The organism is Methanolobus zinderi, assembly GCF_013388255.1.
In the GTDB taxonomy this organism is placed as follows: domain Archaea; phylum Halobacteriota; class Methanosarcinia; order Methanosarcinales; family Methanosarcinaceae; genus Methanolobus; species Methanolobus zinderi.
The window spans coordinates 52115-68768 of the sequence record NZ_CP058215.1 but is presented as its reverse complement, the minus strand read 5'-3'; the positions used below and the strand labels follow the sequence as shown (position 1 = coordinate 68768).

Annotated in this window: 18 protein-coding genes; 10 read left to right on the top strand and 8 right to left on the bottom strand. The window is 44.1% G+C overall.

Annotation, left to right across the window (positions count from 1 at the left end; genetic code table 11):
- Window positions 1-31 precede the first annotated feature (31 nt).
- Window positions 32-1405 carry an MATE family efflux transporter gene (locus HWN40_RS00320; protein ID WP_343044088.1) on the bottom strand — a complete coding sequence of 458 codons (1374 nt, stop codon included), beginning with the start codon at window positions 1403-1405 and terminating at the stop codon, window positions 32-34.
- Window positions 1406-1522: 117 nt separating this feature from the next.
- Complete coding sequence (locus tag HWN40_RS00315) at window positions 1523-1852, bottom strand: hypothetical protein (RefSeq protein ID WP_176963890.1); 330 nt, start codon at window positions 1850-1852, stop codon at window positions 1523-1525.
- A 199-nt stretch (window positions 1853-2051) separates the two neighbouring features.
- On the opposite strand from HWN40_RS00315, the gene msrB reads away from it, so the two are divergent.
- On the top strand, window positions 2052-2450 hold the full coding sequence (gene msrB, locus HWN40_RS00310) for a peptide-methionine (R)-S-oxide reductase MsrB (protein ID WP_176963889.1): 399 nt from the start codon (window positions 2052-2054) through the stop codon (window positions 2448-2450).
- Window positions 2451-2489: 39 nt separating this feature from the next.
- Here msrB and HWN40_RS00305 read toward each other — a convergent pair whose 3' ends face one another.
- Window positions 2490-2909 carry a cupredoxin domain-containing protein gene (locus HWN40_RS00305; protein WP_176963888.1) on the bottom strand — a complete coding sequence of 140 codons (420 nt, stop codon included), beginning with the start codon at window positions 2907-2909 and terminating at the stop codon, window positions 2490-2492.
- Window positions 2910-3017: 108 nt separating this feature from the next.
- Between HWN40_RS00305 and HWN40_RS00300 the strand changes: the two genes are divergently transcribed.
- Window positions 3018-3305, top strand: a complete 288-nt coding sequence (locus HWN40_RS00300; protein ID WP_176963887.1) for a DUF1294 domain-containing protein — start codon at window positions 3018-3020, stop codon at window positions 3303-3305.
- Window positions 3306-3312: 7 nt separating this feature from the next.
- On the opposite strand, the gene HWN40_RS00295 is transcribed toward HWN40_RS00300, so the two are convergent.
- The gene (locus HWN40_RS00295) at window positions 3313-3672 is read right to left on the bottom strand and encodes a carboxymuconolactone decarboxylase family protein (RefSeq protein ID WP_176963886.1); all 360 of its coding nucleotides are present in this window, start codon (window positions 3670-3672) and stop codon (window positions 3313-3315) included.
- A 58-nt stretch (window positions 3673-3730) separates the two neighbouring features.
- Between HWN40_RS00295 and HWN40_RS00290 the strand changes: the two genes are divergently transcribed.
- From HWN40_RS00290 to HWN40_RS00280, 3 genes are all read left to right on the top strand, one after another.
- The gene (locus tag HWN40_RS00290; RefSeq protein ID WP_176963885.1) at window positions 3731-4192 is read left to right on the top strand and encodes a GIY-YIG nuclease family protein; all 462 of its coding nucleotides are present in this window, start codon (window positions 3731-3733) and stop codon (window positions 4190-4192) included.
- A 25-nt stretch (window positions 4193-4217) separates the two neighbouring features.
- Window positions 4218-5255, top strand: a complete 1038-nt coding sequence (locus HWN40_RS00285; protein ID WP_176963884.1) for a DUF2278 family protein — start codon at window positions 4218-4220, stop codon at window positions 5253-5255.
- Window positions 5256-5458: 203 nt separating this feature from the next.
- Window positions 5459-6244 (top strand): helix-turn-helix transcriptional regulator, encoded by a 786-nt coding sequence (locus HWN40_RS00280; protein WP_176963883.1) that lies wholly within the window; start codon window positions 5459-5461, stop codon window positions 6242-6244.
- 542 nt (window positions 6245-6786) lie between these two features.
- On the opposite strand, the gene HWN40_RS00275 is transcribed toward HWN40_RS00280, so the two are convergent.
- Window positions 6787-7443, bottom strand: a complete 657-nt coding sequence (locus HWN40_RS00275) for a DUF2284 domain-containing protein (RefSeq protein ID WP_176963882.1) — start codon at window positions 7441-7443, stop codon at window positions 6787-6789.
- 141 nt (window positions 7444-7584) lie between these two features.
- Here HWN40_RS00275 and HWN40_RS00270 point away from each other — a divergent pair, with 141 nt between their 5' ends.
- The 5 genes from HWN40_RS00270 to HWN40_RS00250 all read left to right on the top strand — a co-directional run bounded on the left by HWN40_RS00270 (window position 7585) and on the right by HWN40_RS00250 (window position 13212).
- On the top strand, window positions 7585-8403 hold the full coding sequence (locus HWN40_RS00270; protein WP_176963881.1) for a plastocyanin/azurin family copper-binding protein: 819 nt from the start codon (window positions 7585-7587) through the stop codon (window positions 8401-8403).
- Between the two features lie 193 nt (window positions 8404-8596).
- On the top strand, window positions 8597-9304 hold the full coding sequence (locus HWN40_RS00265) for an SDR family NAD(P)-dependent oxidoreductase (protein WP_343044109.1): 708 nt from the start codon (window positions 8597-8599) through the stop codon (window positions 9302-9304).
- A gap of 103 nt (window positions 9305-9407) precedes the next feature.
- Complete coding sequence (locus HWN40_RS00260) at window positions 9408-9845, top strand: YbhB/YbcL family Raf kinase inhibitor-like protein (RefSeq protein WP_176963880.1); 438 nt, start codon at window positions 9408-9410, stop codon at window positions 9843-9845.
- A gap of 42 nt (window positions 9846-9887) precedes the next feature.
- Window positions 9888-10868, top strand: coding sequence for a 2-hydroxyacid dehydrogenase (locus tag HWN40_RS00255; RefSeq protein WP_176963879.1), 981 nt, complete (start codon window positions 9888-9890; stop codon window positions 10866-10868).
- Window positions 10869-11238: 370 nt separating this feature from the next.
- Entirely contained in the window at window positions 11239-13212 is a 1974-nt protein-coding gene (locus tag HWN40_RS00250) for a VIT and vWA domain-containing protein (RefSeq protein WP_176963878.1), read from the top strand.
- Between the two features lie 113 nt (window positions 13213-13325).
- Here the strand turns inward: HWN40_RS00250 and HWN40_RS13485 are convergent, their stop codons facing one another.
- The 3 genes from HWN40_RS13485 to ercA form a co-directional block, all read right to left on the bottom strand.
- Window positions 13326-13964 carry a PEF-CTERM sorting domain-containing protein gene (locus HWN40_RS13485; RefSeq protein WP_246275938.1) on the bottom strand — a complete coding sequence of 213 codons (639 nt, stop codon included), beginning with the start codon at window positions 13962-13964 and terminating at the stop codon, window positions 13326-13328.
- A 233-nt stretch (window positions 13965-14197) separates the two neighbouring features.
- A complete protein-coding gene (locus HWN40_RS00240; RefSeq protein WP_176963877.1) occupies window positions 14198-15418 on the bottom strand; it encodes a PAS domain-containing sensor histidine kinase in 1221 nt (406 codons plus the stop codon).
- Window positions 15405-16586, bottom strand: coding sequence for an alcohol dehydrogenase-like regulatory protein ErcA (gene ercA / locus HWN40_RS00235; RefSeq protein ID WP_218165474.1), 1182 nt, complete (start codon window positions 16584-16586; stop codon window positions 15405-15407). Before ercA ends, HWN40_RS00240 begins: the two co-directional genes overlap by 14 nt.
- Window positions 16587-16654: the final 68 nt, after the last annotated feature.

The window sequence follows — 16654 nt, the reverse complement described above, 5'->3', positions numbered from 1 at the left end:
GAGATATGTCTGAAGGTTCATAAATGCGTTGTTATGGTTCCAGGCTTACGGGATTGTTCAGCAGGCGGAATTCCCTGTTTACCATTATGAGCGTGACCAGAAATGAAAGGCCGTCCGAGAGCGGGAACGCCATCCATACTCCTGTTAACTGGAAAAAGTTCGGGAGTATCAGCACAAAAGGTATCAGGAACAGCAACTGCCTGCTCATTGAAAGTATGAAGGAGGGTTTTGCCTTTCCGATAGCCTGGTAAAAGGAGGCTCCAACTATCTGGAAACCAACCAGTGGCACGGCTATTACCATTATGCGTGTGGCATACTGGCCGGAATTTATGAGTTCCTGATCACTGCTGAAAATACTGAACAACTGTTCTGGGAAAAGGAACAGAAGCAGGAAACCCGTGACCGACATTATGGTTGTGATAGCGATTGAAAGCCTGACGGACTGTTTTACTCTGTCGAAGTTTCTGGCTCCATAATTGTATCCGACAATGGGCTGCAATCCCTGTATCACACCGAACATGGGCATGAAAGTGAACATGAAGAGCCGGTTGATTATTCCGAATATGGCGATCGCAATATCTCCTCCGTATACTGCAAGTGCATTGTTCAGCACTATTATCATCAGACTGCTGGAAGCATTCCTTGCAAGTGGACTGGAGCCAATCGCCAGTATCTCTTTTACAATACCGATATCCGGTTTGAGATATCTCATGTGGAAGTTCAGCATGCTTCTGCCCGTCGCAAAATAGTGGACCAGATAGAAGGCTCCCACTGCCTGTGCCAGGACCGTGGCTATTGCAGCACCCTTTATGCCCATATCAAAACCGAAGATAAATACGGGATCCAGTAGAATATTTAGCCCTGCTGATGCTACCATGGTGTACATTGCTACCTTCGCATTGCCTTCGGACCTGACAACGTTGTTCATTGCCAGAGCATAGATGAAGAACACAGAACCCAGAAGTATTATACTCAGATAGTCCAGAGAATACGGTAAGATCGTTTCAGTGGCCCCGAAGAGTTTCAGGATTGGGACTATGAAAATGCTTCCAAGTATGGTTATCAGTACGCTGGATATTATGACCAGGGACAGGATATTTCCCATTGTCCTTTCTGCCTTCTCGTGATTCTTCTCCCCGAGGGCACGTGAGATTATGGACGATCCGCCAATTCCCATTGCAAGGGCAATGGACATTACGATCATCATTATCGGGAATGCTATGGCGATACCTGCGATTCCCTGTATGCTGTTCTCGCCCAGGGCCTGTCCGACAAAGACCGTATCCACGACATTGTAGAGGGCCTGCACTATCATACCTATGGTTGCAGGTGCGGACAGTCTGAAAAGCAACTTCCCTATGCTTTCATCGGCCAGTAACTTACTACGCTCATGCAAAACTTTCATCCTCGATACTGTGAAAACAGGATGGTATATTAGAAGAACAAAGCTATATATGATTTTCTTCGCTAATTAATCATGATCGAATGTGAAAGATGCGAACGCAGCGAACTGGTCTGAGAGTTACGATGCTCTTATTCTTGACAGCAGCATATTGAACATGAGTAAGAGATTGCTTTCGAACATGATGACATCAATGTTGCTCCTGTCCCTTTTAGTTGCACTCAGCACCGTGAACTCAAGGTCTTTTTCAGCTTCCGTGCGTATAAGCTCAAAGGGATTGGAAAAATCCTTTTTTTTCTCAATGACGGCCCTGCGGATATAGAAAGGATCCAGGTAGTTATTGATCCACAGGGAAAGCTCTTTCCTGTACTTGATGGAAAGTGCCATGTTCCTGATTCTCTTCAATGCATAGTTCCGGTTTTCTTCGCAATATGCAGTCCATTCAGGCATTTTATACCTCCCGTGTTTGATCCGGATTCGGATCTCAAACCATTCCCGATTAAATATTGATTTCAGTCAATAATAAATTTACTCCTCTCAATATTTATATTTATCTTATTATTTAATTGGTTTTTTCTTTTCGATATTTATTTATCCGAGTATAAGCCACTTTTATACGGGGAACAATTCGAATTCCGGAGTTCTGGTTATGGTAGAAAAGATCGAAAAGTCAGAAGAAGAGTGGAAGCAGATACTTTCAAGGGATGAGTTTTTAGTCCTGCGGAAAAAAGGCACAGAACCGGCTTTTACAGGTAAGTATTATGATCTCAAGGAAAAGGGAACTTACCTGTGTGCAGCATGCGGTCAGGAGCTTTTCAGCTCGGAAGATAAATATGATTCCGGTACAGGCTGGCCGAGTTTTACAAAGCCTATTTCCGAGGACCGTGTTATACGCAAAGTGGACAATAGCTACTTCATGCAACGCACTGAGGTTCTGTGCAGCAGGTGTGGCAGCCATCTGGGTCATGTATTCGACGACGGTCCCAAACCCACAGGTGAGAGGTTCTGTATGAACTCAATATCACTGGATTTTAAAAAAGAGGAATAGGACTAAAGGATTAAAATTAAGTGAGAGAAACCCTCACCCTTATCTGACATTTACCTTGAGAGTCATCTCAGGTACATCTTCTACACTGAAGGTATAGGTTCCGCTTTCAGTGAAGGTGTAAGCGAACGCATCGTTGGAATCCATTTCCTGATCTTCGAAAAGACCGTCATCACTTACCAGTGTATATGTGCCCTGTGGCTTATAGTTCCTCCAGGCTACTGTGTCACCTCTGTTTATTTCAAGCTCGGAAGGTTTCATCATACCGTAGTATTCCATTCTTACGGCATAGTCCTGCCCTTCTCCGGTAACTGTATCAGAGACTTCTGTTGCCTCTTCCATTGATGCTTCTTCACCGGCTTCTTCTCCACTATCAACCTCTTCGGTGCTGTCAGTACATCCGCTGACCATGACACCGGCAAATATCAATACTATTATCAGTACCAGCCATTTATTTTCCATATCTGCCACCCTTTATTGCTAAATTCTATGCATATTGGTGCTTTTCCAGCACTGAGTTATGCAAGTGTTTTCGGAAAAATTTATACGAAATATAGTGAAATAAGAGCTATGGACACATCCCTTATATTCTTTATGTATTTGCTGCTGGTGAATATAGTCGCATTCTCACTTATGGGTGCCGACAAGAGAAAAGCAAAGAGAAATGAGCGCAGGATATCGGAAAAGACCCTGTTCACCTGGGCAGTGATCGGTGGCAGTGTGGGTTCCATTGCAGGGATGTATTTTTTCCGCCACAAGACAAAACATCCGACCTTTAAGATCGGCCTGCCCTTTATACTGCTGCTTCAGATATTCGTATTTATTCGTTTCCTGCTCCCTCTTTATATTTTGACCTGAGACAGGATTAAAATCCCAGTCTCTCCATTTCCTTGAGTATCTTTGGTGTAAAATCCGTGAAATTCTGGATGCCGCCTGTCCATGATGCTATCATCATGGCATCCTTGACCTCCTGAGAGGTGGCTCCGAACTTCTTGAGCCTCTGGAGTATCTTGAGTGCACTCTTTGTTTTCAGATTTGAGCAGGCGATGGCGAAAACCAGCAGATGCTTGTTCTTCTTCGAAAGTCCGTTTTCCCTTTCGGCCCAGACTGCGGTGTAAAGTCCTGAAAGCCCATCTGCAAAATCCTCATCCAGCTCCTTTGCATAACGTACTGACCTTGGCTGGAATCCCTTTACGTCCTTTACTTCCTGTGTATCGTCTGCCATAGTTATCAGTAAATATCTGGCAGGAAATGATTTAATATTTTCTTAACAGGGAACGTACATGGACCGGAATATCCCTGAAATTGAGGGAAAAGGCATCTACTGCCTTATACTTCGCAACATCGCATGCAGTATTAATGTCGGAAGGTGTGGAAAGATCGATTTTGAAGCAGGCTATCATATTTACGTGGGCTCTGCCCTTGGGCCCGGAGGGCTTAAGAGACTGAATCGCCATATCCGTGTCGCACAGGAAAGAAATATAAGTAAAGTTCACTGGCATATTGATTATCTTCTTACGTATCCTGCCTTTGATCTGGTAAGCGTGATCTATACACATAGTTCTGAAAGGATGGAATGCCTGCTTGCAGAGAGGATAGGAGCTGAAAACGTTCCAGGATTCGGGTGTAGTGATTGTAATTGCCGATCTCATCTCTTCTATCGCAGGAGCAGTCCGCTGAAAGAGATTGGGGAAGCATTCTCGGATATCTTCTCCTTTGCACCGGTTACAATAGAAAACTTTTAATGCCGGGTAGCACTAAAGTTCCTGTATGTCTCTTGAAAGCTACGGGGTATTAAAAGGCAGACCCAAAGACTGGCGATACGGAACCGGAAGAAGTCCTCATTTCCAGATACTTTTGCATGACGGTCAGATGGAACATCGTATTGCTGTTAATGTCAGATCAAAGGTACCGCCTTCGGAACTCCTTTATTTTGTAGACGAGAATTTCGACCACCCCCTCCTTTCAGGGCTCAAGGACCTTGATACGGGCTTTCATTCTCTTGAAAACAAGAAGGAACTGTCACTTGACTATGTACGCGGAGAGCTTTTTGATCTCTCTGCCATGGAAACTCTCAATCATAACATCCCCGGACCGGATAACGACCTGAATGAGATGATCCGGGACTATATCAAAGAAGCAATATCTACTAAAGGCACGGTATACGCTTTCGGAAAGAGATGGGGACCTGAAACGTTTCTGCAGGACAGTTGCTTTGGTTTCAGGCCGGGAAGCGGTATCCATGATATCCATATGAACCAGGGAAGCCTTAAGAAATGGAGGGATGACGATGCGCCTTTCAATGACGGCGGCCTGCTGATACATCTTCCGGAAAAGGACCGCTGGGTAGCACTTTTCCTTGCCTTCCAGTCACAGTGCTTTGAAACCGACGAGACAACGGGTCATTGCAAAGAGGAAAAATCCGAATCCGGATCTGATACAAAGGATATTTCAGAATCCATTGAATCATGCCAGTGTGTGGTATCTGCAGGTACAATCAGGATCATTGCGGCTCTTGTGGATCCCGCTTCCGATGATCCGGGTCTGGAAATGATCACATTGTTCAATGCATCTCCGGATGATGTCAATATTGATGACTGGACCATAGTTGATGCAAATAACAGGAAGTCAGTTCTGAAAGGAACAATAAAAGCATGCTCGGGTGTAAAGGTACACCTGTCAGGAAAAGGTGCCCAGCTATACAAGGATGGTGGCAGTATCGGCCTTTTCGATGAGATGGGTGTAATGATGCATGAAGTGGATTACCGTAAGGATGATGTCAGGACCGGATGGATGGTTGTATTTTAACCGTCCTGTGTCCCCTTTTTTTCAGAATTTATTTTCAGATCCTATTGATTTTGTATTTGTTTTACTATTTTTACCAATTGCTTACAAACCGGCTATTTTTAAAGCAAATTTAAATACTAAAATGAAATAGTCTAAGTTATTAACGTACTTTGGAATCTGTCATCCGGGGGAGGTAGATTCATCAGGCATGTACGGGAGGTTTTATGAAGAAATCATTGATTGAAGTAATTTTCATGTCTGAAAAAAGGAAAAAAGTACTTTTACTCCTTCAGGATGGGCCCATGAGAATGGATGCACTTCTGGATGCGCTTAATACGAACAGGCAGGGTCTGCTACCCCAGATCAAGATTCTGGAGGACCACCACCTGATAACAAAAGAAGGTGACCTGTGCAGTCTGACAACCATCGGAGAGCAGGTGGTCAAACGTATGTCTTCTCTGCTTGGAATTGCAGAGGTTCTTGATAATGATATTGACTACTGGGGAAGCCGTGAATTAGCTTTTATTCCACCTGCCCTTCTTGAAAGACTTTATGAACTTGAACCTTGCACGATAATAGAGCCGGATATGTCCGACCTGTATGAGATGAACAGGAAATTCAGTGAAAAGGTCAGAATATCAGAATCCATGAATATGGTAACAACTTTCCTTTACCCGGATTTCTTTGACCTGTTCTCTGACTATATGAAACACGGAGTGAAGATTTCCCTGATCGTCAGCACTGAACTGGCAGATAAGATCATGACTGACTACAGGAATGAATTCAGGGAGCTGATGAAAAAGGGAAGGCTCAATATGTTTGTATCAGATCTGGATATACCTTTTTTGTCTATCGCACAGAATGATCACTGCATATTTCTCAGGCTTCTGAAAAAAGAACTTGCTTTTGACAGCAAACAGGTTATGTGCTGCAGTCAGCATGCACGTAGATGGGGGAAGGATTTCTTCAATTATTATCTGGAAAATTCCAGGCCATTTACAGAGATTTAATATACTTTTTTTAGCAGGCAACTGAAAATACAATGCTGTTAAAAAAAGGGCCTGACATGAAATATAGTGTATCGATTCTTATTAAGAGTGGATTGGGTTATATACCTCAATGACATATTTACCTTTGCGGGTCGTGGGGTATGAACCGCAGATTACAGGAGTGGAGTTAAAGGGATATGGGGATATCCCGATACACAAGGAGAGAGGCACCATAAGCGTGGTGGTTTGTTAGGTGCCTCATCTTACTTCTCAAACGAGATATTTGGGGTCTGAATAGATGGGGATTGTTCAAGACTCATAAGGAGAGAGGCACTTTAATTGTGGTGGTCAATGAGGTGCTTTTTCCCGATATAAGTCTTTCTCAGCCAACAGTATGTTTTCTAGTATAAAAGCTGATCGAAACGCCGGCAGGTGCTTTCCGGTGTAGGTAACTCGGGAAGAATTTCTGTTAAAATCCTTCCCAAATGTCCGGTAAAATAAAATTATTTTTTATCTATATAATATTCAAATGTGTATGGTCTAACGTCCAAAGTATGACAATTTCATTCCAGCAAAATAAGGGTGTACTGGGATGGTATTGTATCATCCATAGGGAAGTTCTTCAAGGGTGTGCCCATTTTCTCCAGTGTTTTATCCAGTCGCACTCCAAGACCCATAAGACATGGTCTGCGGATTGTGGGATGATGACATGTTCCGTCCTTTCCGGCGCATTTCACATCGGAATATTCACTGTTGGCACACCATGTACACATTCCCGGAAAAGTGGCAAGGGCTGTATTGTATCCAAGGCCCCAGGCGAGTTTTTCAATTTCTATACTGCCAGGCTGAATCCTTTCCTTGCGTTCTTTCATCACGGTCTTTAAAGTATCTTCGTGCTCTCGTCTGATGTTTTCATCTTCCGGTGGAGATACGCTGTATTTTATGAAATTCTCACTAATTTCTTTTGAAAATTCATTCTCGGATTTCCAGTCCACAAGAAGTGCCCATTCATACTCTTCAAGCATTTTCCTGAATTCATCCACTTCAGGTATGAATGGAGGGCAGACCTGGCTTCCGTAACCGTTACACCCGAAGATACATTTCAGTATCGTCCTGTTCTCAACTACGATATTTTCCGCGGGTAGAAGCTGGATACTTTTTGCTCCTTCCTGTTTAGCCTTATCTTCCAGAATTCTGTAATTTTGGTCTGTGATTCTCATGAATAAAGTTACTGAGCCCACATTAGTTTTAGTTTATGCTTAAACCGCCTGTACTGACCAGGTTTGCCGAATCTCAAATCAGGTAATCAACATAAAACTATTTCTAGCGAGCCGTCAAATATTATTCAGTGGGGTTAGTTCATGAAAATAGGAATAATGGTATTTCTGGTTTTTATTGCCGTGATCTTAGTGGCAGGTTGTGCTGACACTCAGGATCAGGAGGACTTGGTAACAGAGGATACTGACACTCAGGATACACCGGAACCTGACTCTGTGTCCGTTGACCCGGATATGCCTGAACCAGATGGAGAACAGGTTTATGCTTACATAACTGAAGAGAATAATTATAAAAGATGGAGCTTGTGGCCTCTGAAGGAGGAAATCTACGCAAGTACGAGTATCCATGGTCCGCTTCTCACAACTTATGTTTCAGACGATGCAGAAACCGCAATTAACGAGAGGGCAGGTGTGCTGCCCTACGGAAGCATTATAGTACGGGAGAGCTACGATGCCGACGGTGAACTAAGAGAGATAGGTGTGCGTTATAAGGTCCAGGGATATGACTCCGAGCACAATGACTGGTTCTGGGCAGCCTATTCCCCGGACGGGGAGATAATAGTGGAAGGTATGGTCGATTCATGTCAGGAGTGCCATTCAGTTGTAGCTGACAATGATTATGTCTACACAAGCTATATCACGGATACTCCTTTCCAGGAGGTTGAGGTGGATATCCGTGATTACAGTTTCGAGCCGGATTCGATTACCATAAGTGTGGGAGATACCGTTACATGGACCAACCAGGATTCTGCAGTACATATTGTTGACGGCGGTGCGTTCAGATCTTCCGCACTCAGTCAGGGGGAATCCTACAGTTACACATTCGGAAGGGAAGGGAGGTACAGCTACATGTGCACCGTGCATCCCTATCAGACTACAGGGCAGATCATAGTAACCGGATAATTTTATCGTTCCTGTTTAAAATCGAGTCGGAAGGCATTGTATCATCTGTCTGATCCAATGCCTTATACCTTTGATTCGGTAGTACTATTAAGCATGCTGAACGTCTTGAAGATAAGGAGTGAATTTGATACGGGGTTGCTGGCACAATATTTATGATCGGTGCCCTTCCAATTTATTGTTCGGGGTGTAATCTATTCTGGGAAATAGACTGGAGCTTGAAAATAAAACGGCTATCGTAACCGGTGGAAGCAGAGGTATCGGAAAAGCAACATGTATTGCTCTGGCAGAAAAAGGTGCAAATATTGTTGTGACTGCAAGAAGCAGGGATGAGATAGATGAAGTCCGAAATATGGTGGAGGATATGGGTCGTGAGTCAATTGCCATCACAGCCAACCTTCGGGAGAGGTCCAATGTGGAGAACATGGTGGAAAAGGCAATCGATCACTTCGGTGCTATAGACATCCTTGTCAACAATGCAGGTGTTGCTGTGAAAAAGCCCCTGGTTGAGACAAGTGTGGAAGAGTTCGATACTGTCATGGATGTCAATGTAAGGGGTCTTTTCCTGTGCACCAGATATGTGCTGCCCCATATGCTTGAGAGAGGTCATGGCACAATTGTCAATGTTTCATCAGGTGCCGGTAAAACCGGAATAGGACAGCTTTCTGTATACTCCGCTTCAAAGTTTGCGGTGATCGGACTTACAGAATCTGTGGCACAGGAAGTTTCAGGAAAGGTAGGTGTGTATGCGGTCTGTCCGGGCGGAGTGGATACGGACATGTACAGGTCTCTCTATCACAACATCCCCTCTCTTAAACCCGAAGACGTGGCTGCGAATATAGTGAAACTCTGTCTGCCGGATTCAGGGACAGCTTCCGGATCATGCGTTACGGTTTATAGTTAAACCGGGACACAGGTCGGAAGCTATGAAACAATTATGTATTGTGGTGATGCAGTAGCATGTTTCTGTTGATTTGATATAAGTGATAAGTTTAAGGTGATAAAGAATGAGAGTTGTAAGCAGTGCTTTTGAGAACGGCGAAACGATACCTGCCAAATATACCTGTGAGGGAGAGAACATCAGCCCTCCCCTGCAGTTCTATGATCTGCCTTCGACAACAATGAGTCTTGTGGTGATGGTGGATGGTATTGATTCATCTTCAGGCACAATGACTCACTGGATAGTATGGAACATACCCTTTGTTGAAGCAATAGCTGAGAACTCGGTTCCGGGAGTGGAGGGGATGAATGGTTTTAATGAAGTGTCATACTGTGGTCCATGTCCTTCTTCGGGTACACACAGCTATTACTTCATGGTATATGCACTTGACACCCGACTGGATCTGCGGACAGGGACAAGCAGAAATGAGGTGGAGAATGCCATGAGGTCTCATATAATCGATAAAGGAGAACTTATGGGCAAATTCGGAAAATCCCGGGCGTAATATGTAAATTTGCTGCAATTTATAGGGCAATGGGGGAAATTTATGAAGATAGTCGTATCTGATCCTATAGTTCTGCAGCTTGAATATCATCAAAAGCTTGAAGAAATGGGCGAGCTGAAGGTCTATAATACTTGGCCGTCCTCTGATGACGAACTTATCGAACGCATTAAGGATGCGGACATCGTGATCGCCGGAAGGTATGGTTTTTCTGCAAGGGTCCTTGAAGCTGCAAAGAATCTCAAGATGCTTGCCGTATGGCAGACAGGTTATGACCATATCGACATTGATACTGCCAGCAGGAAGGGTATCGTAGTCTCGAATGTGCCGGGCTACGCCTTTGATGCGGTTGCTGAATTTGTTTTCGCCCAGGTTCTGAATCTTTTGAGACGTTTGCATAAGGCGGACATGTCTCTCAGAGAAGGAGAATTTGAATGGAGGGATTACATCTGCGAAGCTTACAGGGGTAATCAGCTTATGGGTAAGACCCTGGGTGTCATCGGTACCGGCAATATCGGAAGCAGGGTTATAGAGATCGCACATGGTTACAAGATGCAGGTACTGGCCTACACGGCCCATCCGGATCCGGTTAAAGAGAAGCAGCTTGGTGTCAGATTCGTGGATATGGATACTCTGCTTGAAGAATCCGATATCCTCACACTACATGTACCTCTTACACCCTCTACTGAAAAAATGATAGGTGCCGAAGAACTGATGAAGATGAAATCAACCTCCATTCTTATCAATACTGCAAGGGGAGAGGTTGTTGATGAGGCAGCTCTACTGAGTGCTCTGCGTAGTGGTGATATTGCGGCCGCCGGGCTTGATGTATTCGAGAAAGAACCCCTTCCATCAAACAGTCCGTTCCTCCGGCTTGATAATGTGTTGCTGACACCTCACATAGCCTTCCTTTCAGAGGAATCTATTGATGAGTGCACATCGGTCACTGTGGATAATATCAGTTATTTCCTGCAAGGAGATCCGCAGAATGTTGTCAACAAAAAGGCCCTGAAAAAATTTGCATAATTAAAATAGCTTTCTGGCTAATGCCAGGTATTTTTCATGTATTTACAAAAGAAGGTGTGTGATTTAAGGAGTGGGGGTGGTTGGTTGGGTGGTATAAAAAAATGATCCACACACCTTCAGCTTCGTTAACGGCGTTAGCATATAAATAACTGAGCGTTCAAAAAATCTGATGGAATTTATCCACCTGTGCTTCATGGCGGATGATTTACTGACAGATTCTGAGTACAAAATACTATCGTTATTTTTAGTTGTTCCTGAATAGTTGGACATACGGCCATAATATTTTTAATAGTTGTCTTATAATCTTTGGATGTACCACCGTTGGATTCTACCTGCAGGTATTTTCCAGTACTCAAAGGATGTTCTTATCATGAAATTCCAAAAGTTTCAAAAAAAGCCTTTCAGGACAATTGCCTGTACTTTATTGCTCCTGTTGTCTTTGTTGTTAATCGTACTGCCTGTAAATGCGGAGTCTGTTGCAGAAGAGAGTTTGGGAACATATATCGAATCTGAATATATGGATATAGATGTGGAGATCAATGATGGCTATGCCGTTACCACGGTTGAGGAGAAACTTGTTAATGCGAATAATTTTTCGATAACTGACAGTTTTGAGATCCTGATCCCGGAAAACGCCTTTATGTCTGATTTTTCTATAAGTATCGACGGGAAGGAGTACCCTGCTGAAATTCTGATAAAGGAAGAAGCCAGGCAGCAATTCGAAGAAGCTGTGTCAAGTGGCAGAACTGCAGGTCTTCTGGAGACAAGGGATTCCGAACTGTTCTCATATTCTTTGAACTTTGATGCCGGGCAGAGTATTGTGATTAGGATGACCTATGAGCAGGCTCTGACAAGAGATATGGGTGAGTATGATTATCTGCAATACCTACGCAGCAACCATCGTGTGGATGATTTGACCATTTCCGTGGATATCAATTCCTCCACGGATGTGCTGAGTGTGGAAACTCCAGAATTTGCTTCGGATATCAACTATCCGTCTCCAACCAGTGCCCATGTGGAATACAGTTCTAACAGCCTGCCTCAAAGTGACATGAATGTCATATTCAAAACCGAAAATACAGACGAGGACGGCGAGATGAAGTTCTATGAGCTTAATGGTACGGGATATTTCATGCATGTCTTTTCCCCGACTGCGGATGATATGGATATATCTCCCCTGAACAAGGACATTATTTTTCTGATAGATAAGTCAGGTTCCATGTCCGGGGAAAGGATAGCTGATGTCAAGGAGGCTTTCTCACAAATAATAGGCGATCTGCCCGAAGATGATAATTTCAATGTGATTTTCTTTGACGCTTTCATGTATCCGCATAGCGAATATATCCTGGCTGCGAACGAATCTAATAAGCAGCAGGCAACGTCAGTGGTGGTAAATACAAATGCTAACGGGGGCACAAATATCAACGAAGCCCTGCTCACGGCAATTGATATGTTCTCTGCTAAAAGCGATAACCTGCCGATTATAGTTTTTCTCACGGACGGGGACCCTTCGGAAGGTGTAAAATCCACCGCGGTTATCCGGCAGAACGTGCTGGAGGCCAATAATGTGGACGCTTCTATATTCACTATAGCCTTTGGCAGGGAGTTCGACTATGATTTCAATTTCCTGCAGGCTCTGAGTCTGGAGAACAAGGGGATTGCAGTCTACTTTGAACCCGATTCCGAGGCCACCGAAGGCATCACCCATTTCTATGAAACGATCTCGACACCACTTGTCATAGATCTTGTGTTAAGCTATGATGATGTTACATCCGATGTCGTTACTACCGGAAAGGACCACCTGTTTGTGGGTTCCGAGTCTATTGTTCTTGGTAAGTACGAAGCTGATGCCGATGAAGTTACTGCCAGGGCAAGTGGTGGTGTAAGAAATGGTATGTATGTTTCTGAACACGATTTCCAGATTCAGTCCGAGGAAGGCAATGATTTCATTCCCCGCCTCTGGGCTTACAATACCATAAAGAAAAAACTTGATATGATGAAGGTAGAGGGTGAGACAGAAGAACTGGTCTCTGATATCACGGATCTTTCTCTTGAATATGGATTTGTCACACCGTACACGTCTTTCTTTGTGGAAATCCCGCAGGCAGAGAAAAAAGAAGAACCCGTATCCGAAATGGCAGAAGATGCAATGGTGGAATCCCCTGAAGAAGAGGAAGAAACCGAAGAGCCAGTTTCAGAATCCATTGATGAAGAAGATATTTCTGGCGATGAGTCAGCTGTCGAACCCACTGAAGATTCATCAGAAGCTGCACCGTCATTCAGCTCCTTAATGGCACTTTGCGTTATTGGATTAATTGCAGTTGTTTTAAAGTCCAGGAGGTAATTCAATATTGTATCCAGGGATAAAAACCGATTGACAATTAAATTAAGCAAAAAATGGTTTGATGTATAATAAAATAGAAAAGTGTGAAGCTCATTGAGCTTCATTCAATTGATTTATTCTCTTCTCTGGAACAGGAATGCAAGTCCCAATACTGCGGCTACCGGAAGTGCGACTGTCGGGAATTCGGGAATCTCCTCGGTCGGGCAGTCGTATCCGTACTTGTAGATGGTTACATGGCCGTTGTGTACGCATTCAGCACTCTGAATCTGTACTGAATTTGTTATATCTGGATTTACTATTTTTATCGTATGAGTATTGCTGTCCAGATCAGTGATTTTCAGTGATCTTATTTTTTGATCCTCAATTGGTTTTTCTGTATCAGTTGAGGCCCAGGTATCACCTTCCCATACCATTACATCATCCACGTAAACCTGTGCATAGCCGTCATTTTTGTCACTGGCGAATACTATGCAGAAACACTCGGTCGGATATTCTGTATTTATGGTCATGGACCCTTCTTCCATGATTATGGCAAGTCTGCCATCGTCATCTGTCCATATGTTGCCATCTATGCTTGTTTCAAAATAGTCTTCATATCCACTTGTTATAATGTCGTGGTTACCATAGGTCCATATGTCAAGATCACATTCTCCGTCAATAAGTTGCACGGAGGGGGTCGCTGAAGCTGTTCCGATCACCACTGCCAATGCTGCAAGCAGTAGGATGCTTATTTTTATACCATTATTTTTCATTTCTACCACCACTTTTGTAGATATCTTCCGTTTCATGTGAAACTACTTAAACATTATTCATAATATTGAAAAGTGGTAATACTACTCATAATCATTTTTTTGATTTTAGAAAGTTACTGTTCTTTCATGAGGTATAGTATATGTGCAGAGCTTGTATCTCTTTCAGGTGGCAAGAACAAAAAATTGGATTTCTCCAATGGGATTAATGTACCTGGCAAACTGTGCAGGAAATATTATACACAGACAGGCAATGTAAAAGTAAAGGTACTTCCCTTTCCGGGTTCACTTTCAGCCCATATATTTCCTTCGTGAAGTTCAACCAGCTCTCTGGATAATGCAAGTCCGAGGCCCGTACCCTCATATCTTCTTGATTTTGAGGAATCCAGCTGTACGAAGGGTGTGAAGAGCTTTTTCATATCTTCCCTGTTGATGCCGATTCCTGTGTCTGTCACGGAAATGCGGACAAATTTATCCCCGTTCTCGGTATCAATTCTTATATTCCCTCCGTTTTCCGTGAATTTGATAGCATTGCCTACGAGGTTATAGAGTATCTGTTTTAGTTTTGCCCTATCGGCATAAACGCAGCTTGTATAGGAATTCGTTGATACGTCGATCTCAATGTTCTTGTTATCTGCAAGGTACTTCAGGTTGGAATAAACTTCCTCATATACTTCTGGCAGACTTACCTTTTCCCGGTGCAGTGTTATTTTTCCGGATTCGATCTTGGAAATATCCAGTATCTCATTGATTATATTGAGCAGATGCCTTCCGCTCTGGGAAATATGATTAAGATAACGGTATTGCTGCTCGTTAACCTCACCTGCGACCTCATTAAGCAGAACGTCGGAAAATCCGATTATGGAGTTTAGCGGAGTTCTCAGTTCATGGCTCATATTGGCAAGGAATTCGCTCTTGGTACGGTTTGCGTTCTCCGCAGCTATCTTTGCCTGCAATATTTTGTCTTCTGCTTTCTTTTTCTCAGTAACGTCCATGCATATTGCAAGGAATCTGTTACCGGGAATCCTTACAGCGTTGACTTCCATGTAGATTATATCGTCATCCCTGTTCACAAATGGGAATTCTCCTGAAAGATCCCCTTTTTCATTCAGGGACCTGAAAAGCTGGATATATTGTTCCCTGTTGAAAGGCATCAAAAAATCAGAGAGACTCATGTTCAGTATCTCTTCTCTTGAATAACCGGTTATCCTGGATGCCGCAGGATTCACATCAACAAGACTCCCCTGCAGGTTCATTACAAATATAGGTGAAGGAGATATGTTTACATAGGTCCTGTATTTCTCCTCACTTTCCTGCAATGCACGCAGGGCCCGGTTTAATTCGTTGATCTGCTCCTTTAGCTGAGGGTAGTAACTCTTCCTGTGTGACGATTCACCAAGTCCGATGATCTTTTTGCGTAGATGATCCTGTCTGCCCTGATCTTCAGAGTGCTTCATGGTAAATTCTCTCTATGTCTTCTATGCTGGCAGAACGTGGATTGGTGGCAAGACAGGGATCAATGAATGCGTTCTCACTGAGGAATTTGATATTCTCTTCTTTCACTCCGATGTTTGATAGGCCGGGTCTGATATCCAGATGTTCGGTCAGTTCCCTTATCTCCTGCAACAGGCCTTCCGGTCCGTAGCTTTCTGATGTTCTTTTCCCGGACATGGCAGCCTCGAGGTCTCTGTATTTGTCAGGTGCACTGCTGAAGTTGAAGCTGACAATATGCTCGAGAAGCTGTGAGTTACATTCGCCATGGGCAGAATCGAGATAGCCTCCCAGACTGTGTGCCATGGCATGCACCAATCCCAGGCTGGCGTTGGAAAATGCCAGTCCCGCGTACATACTTCCAAGCATGACCCTGTCCCTGACCATCAGATTATCGGGCTCGTCGTATGCTTTTGGTAGATATTCTGCTAACAGTCTGGTAGCTTCCAGGGCAAACATGTCGGTCATGGCAGATGAAGCGTTGGATACGTAGGATTCAAAGGCATGGCTTAAGGCATCCATTCCTGTGGATGCGGTCAGCTCGGCACTCATTGTCATGGTAGTTTCGGGATCTATGAGTGCAAGGTCCGGAAGCATTGCCTTGCTGATTATGGCAAATTTGCGCTTTTTTGCTTCATCGGTTATTATGGCAAACTGGGATACATCTGCAGAGGAGCCGGCTGTTGTGGGCACGCAGATGATCGGAGGCGCAGGCAGGGTAACCTCGTCCACTCCTTCCAGATCCTGAACATTGCTCCGGTTGGACGCTACCGCACCTATACCCTTTCCGCAGTCAATGGAACTGCCACCGCCAACGGCCACTACCAGGTCGCATTGCTCTTCACAATAGATGCTGGCGCCCTGCATGACCTCTGAAGCCCGGGGATTAGGAGATACCCTGTTGTAGATTACCACATCCAGTCCGAGGGATTCCAGATTATCTGCAACTTCCCCGGCCCAGCCTGCTTCAAAGACTCCCGGGTCGCTGACTAAAAAGATCCTCTTGCCGGATAAACTGAGTACATACTGGCCGATATAACTCCTGCAACCATCCCCCAGGATGATCTCAGGTGCCAGGAATTTCCGGGTGGGAAGACTCCCTGCACCGGGGATCTCTTGTGTAATATCGATCACTTAACACTCCCTGATAATAACTTTGTTCCCATAACTATTTATATATTATCATGCTGTCTTTGCGGACC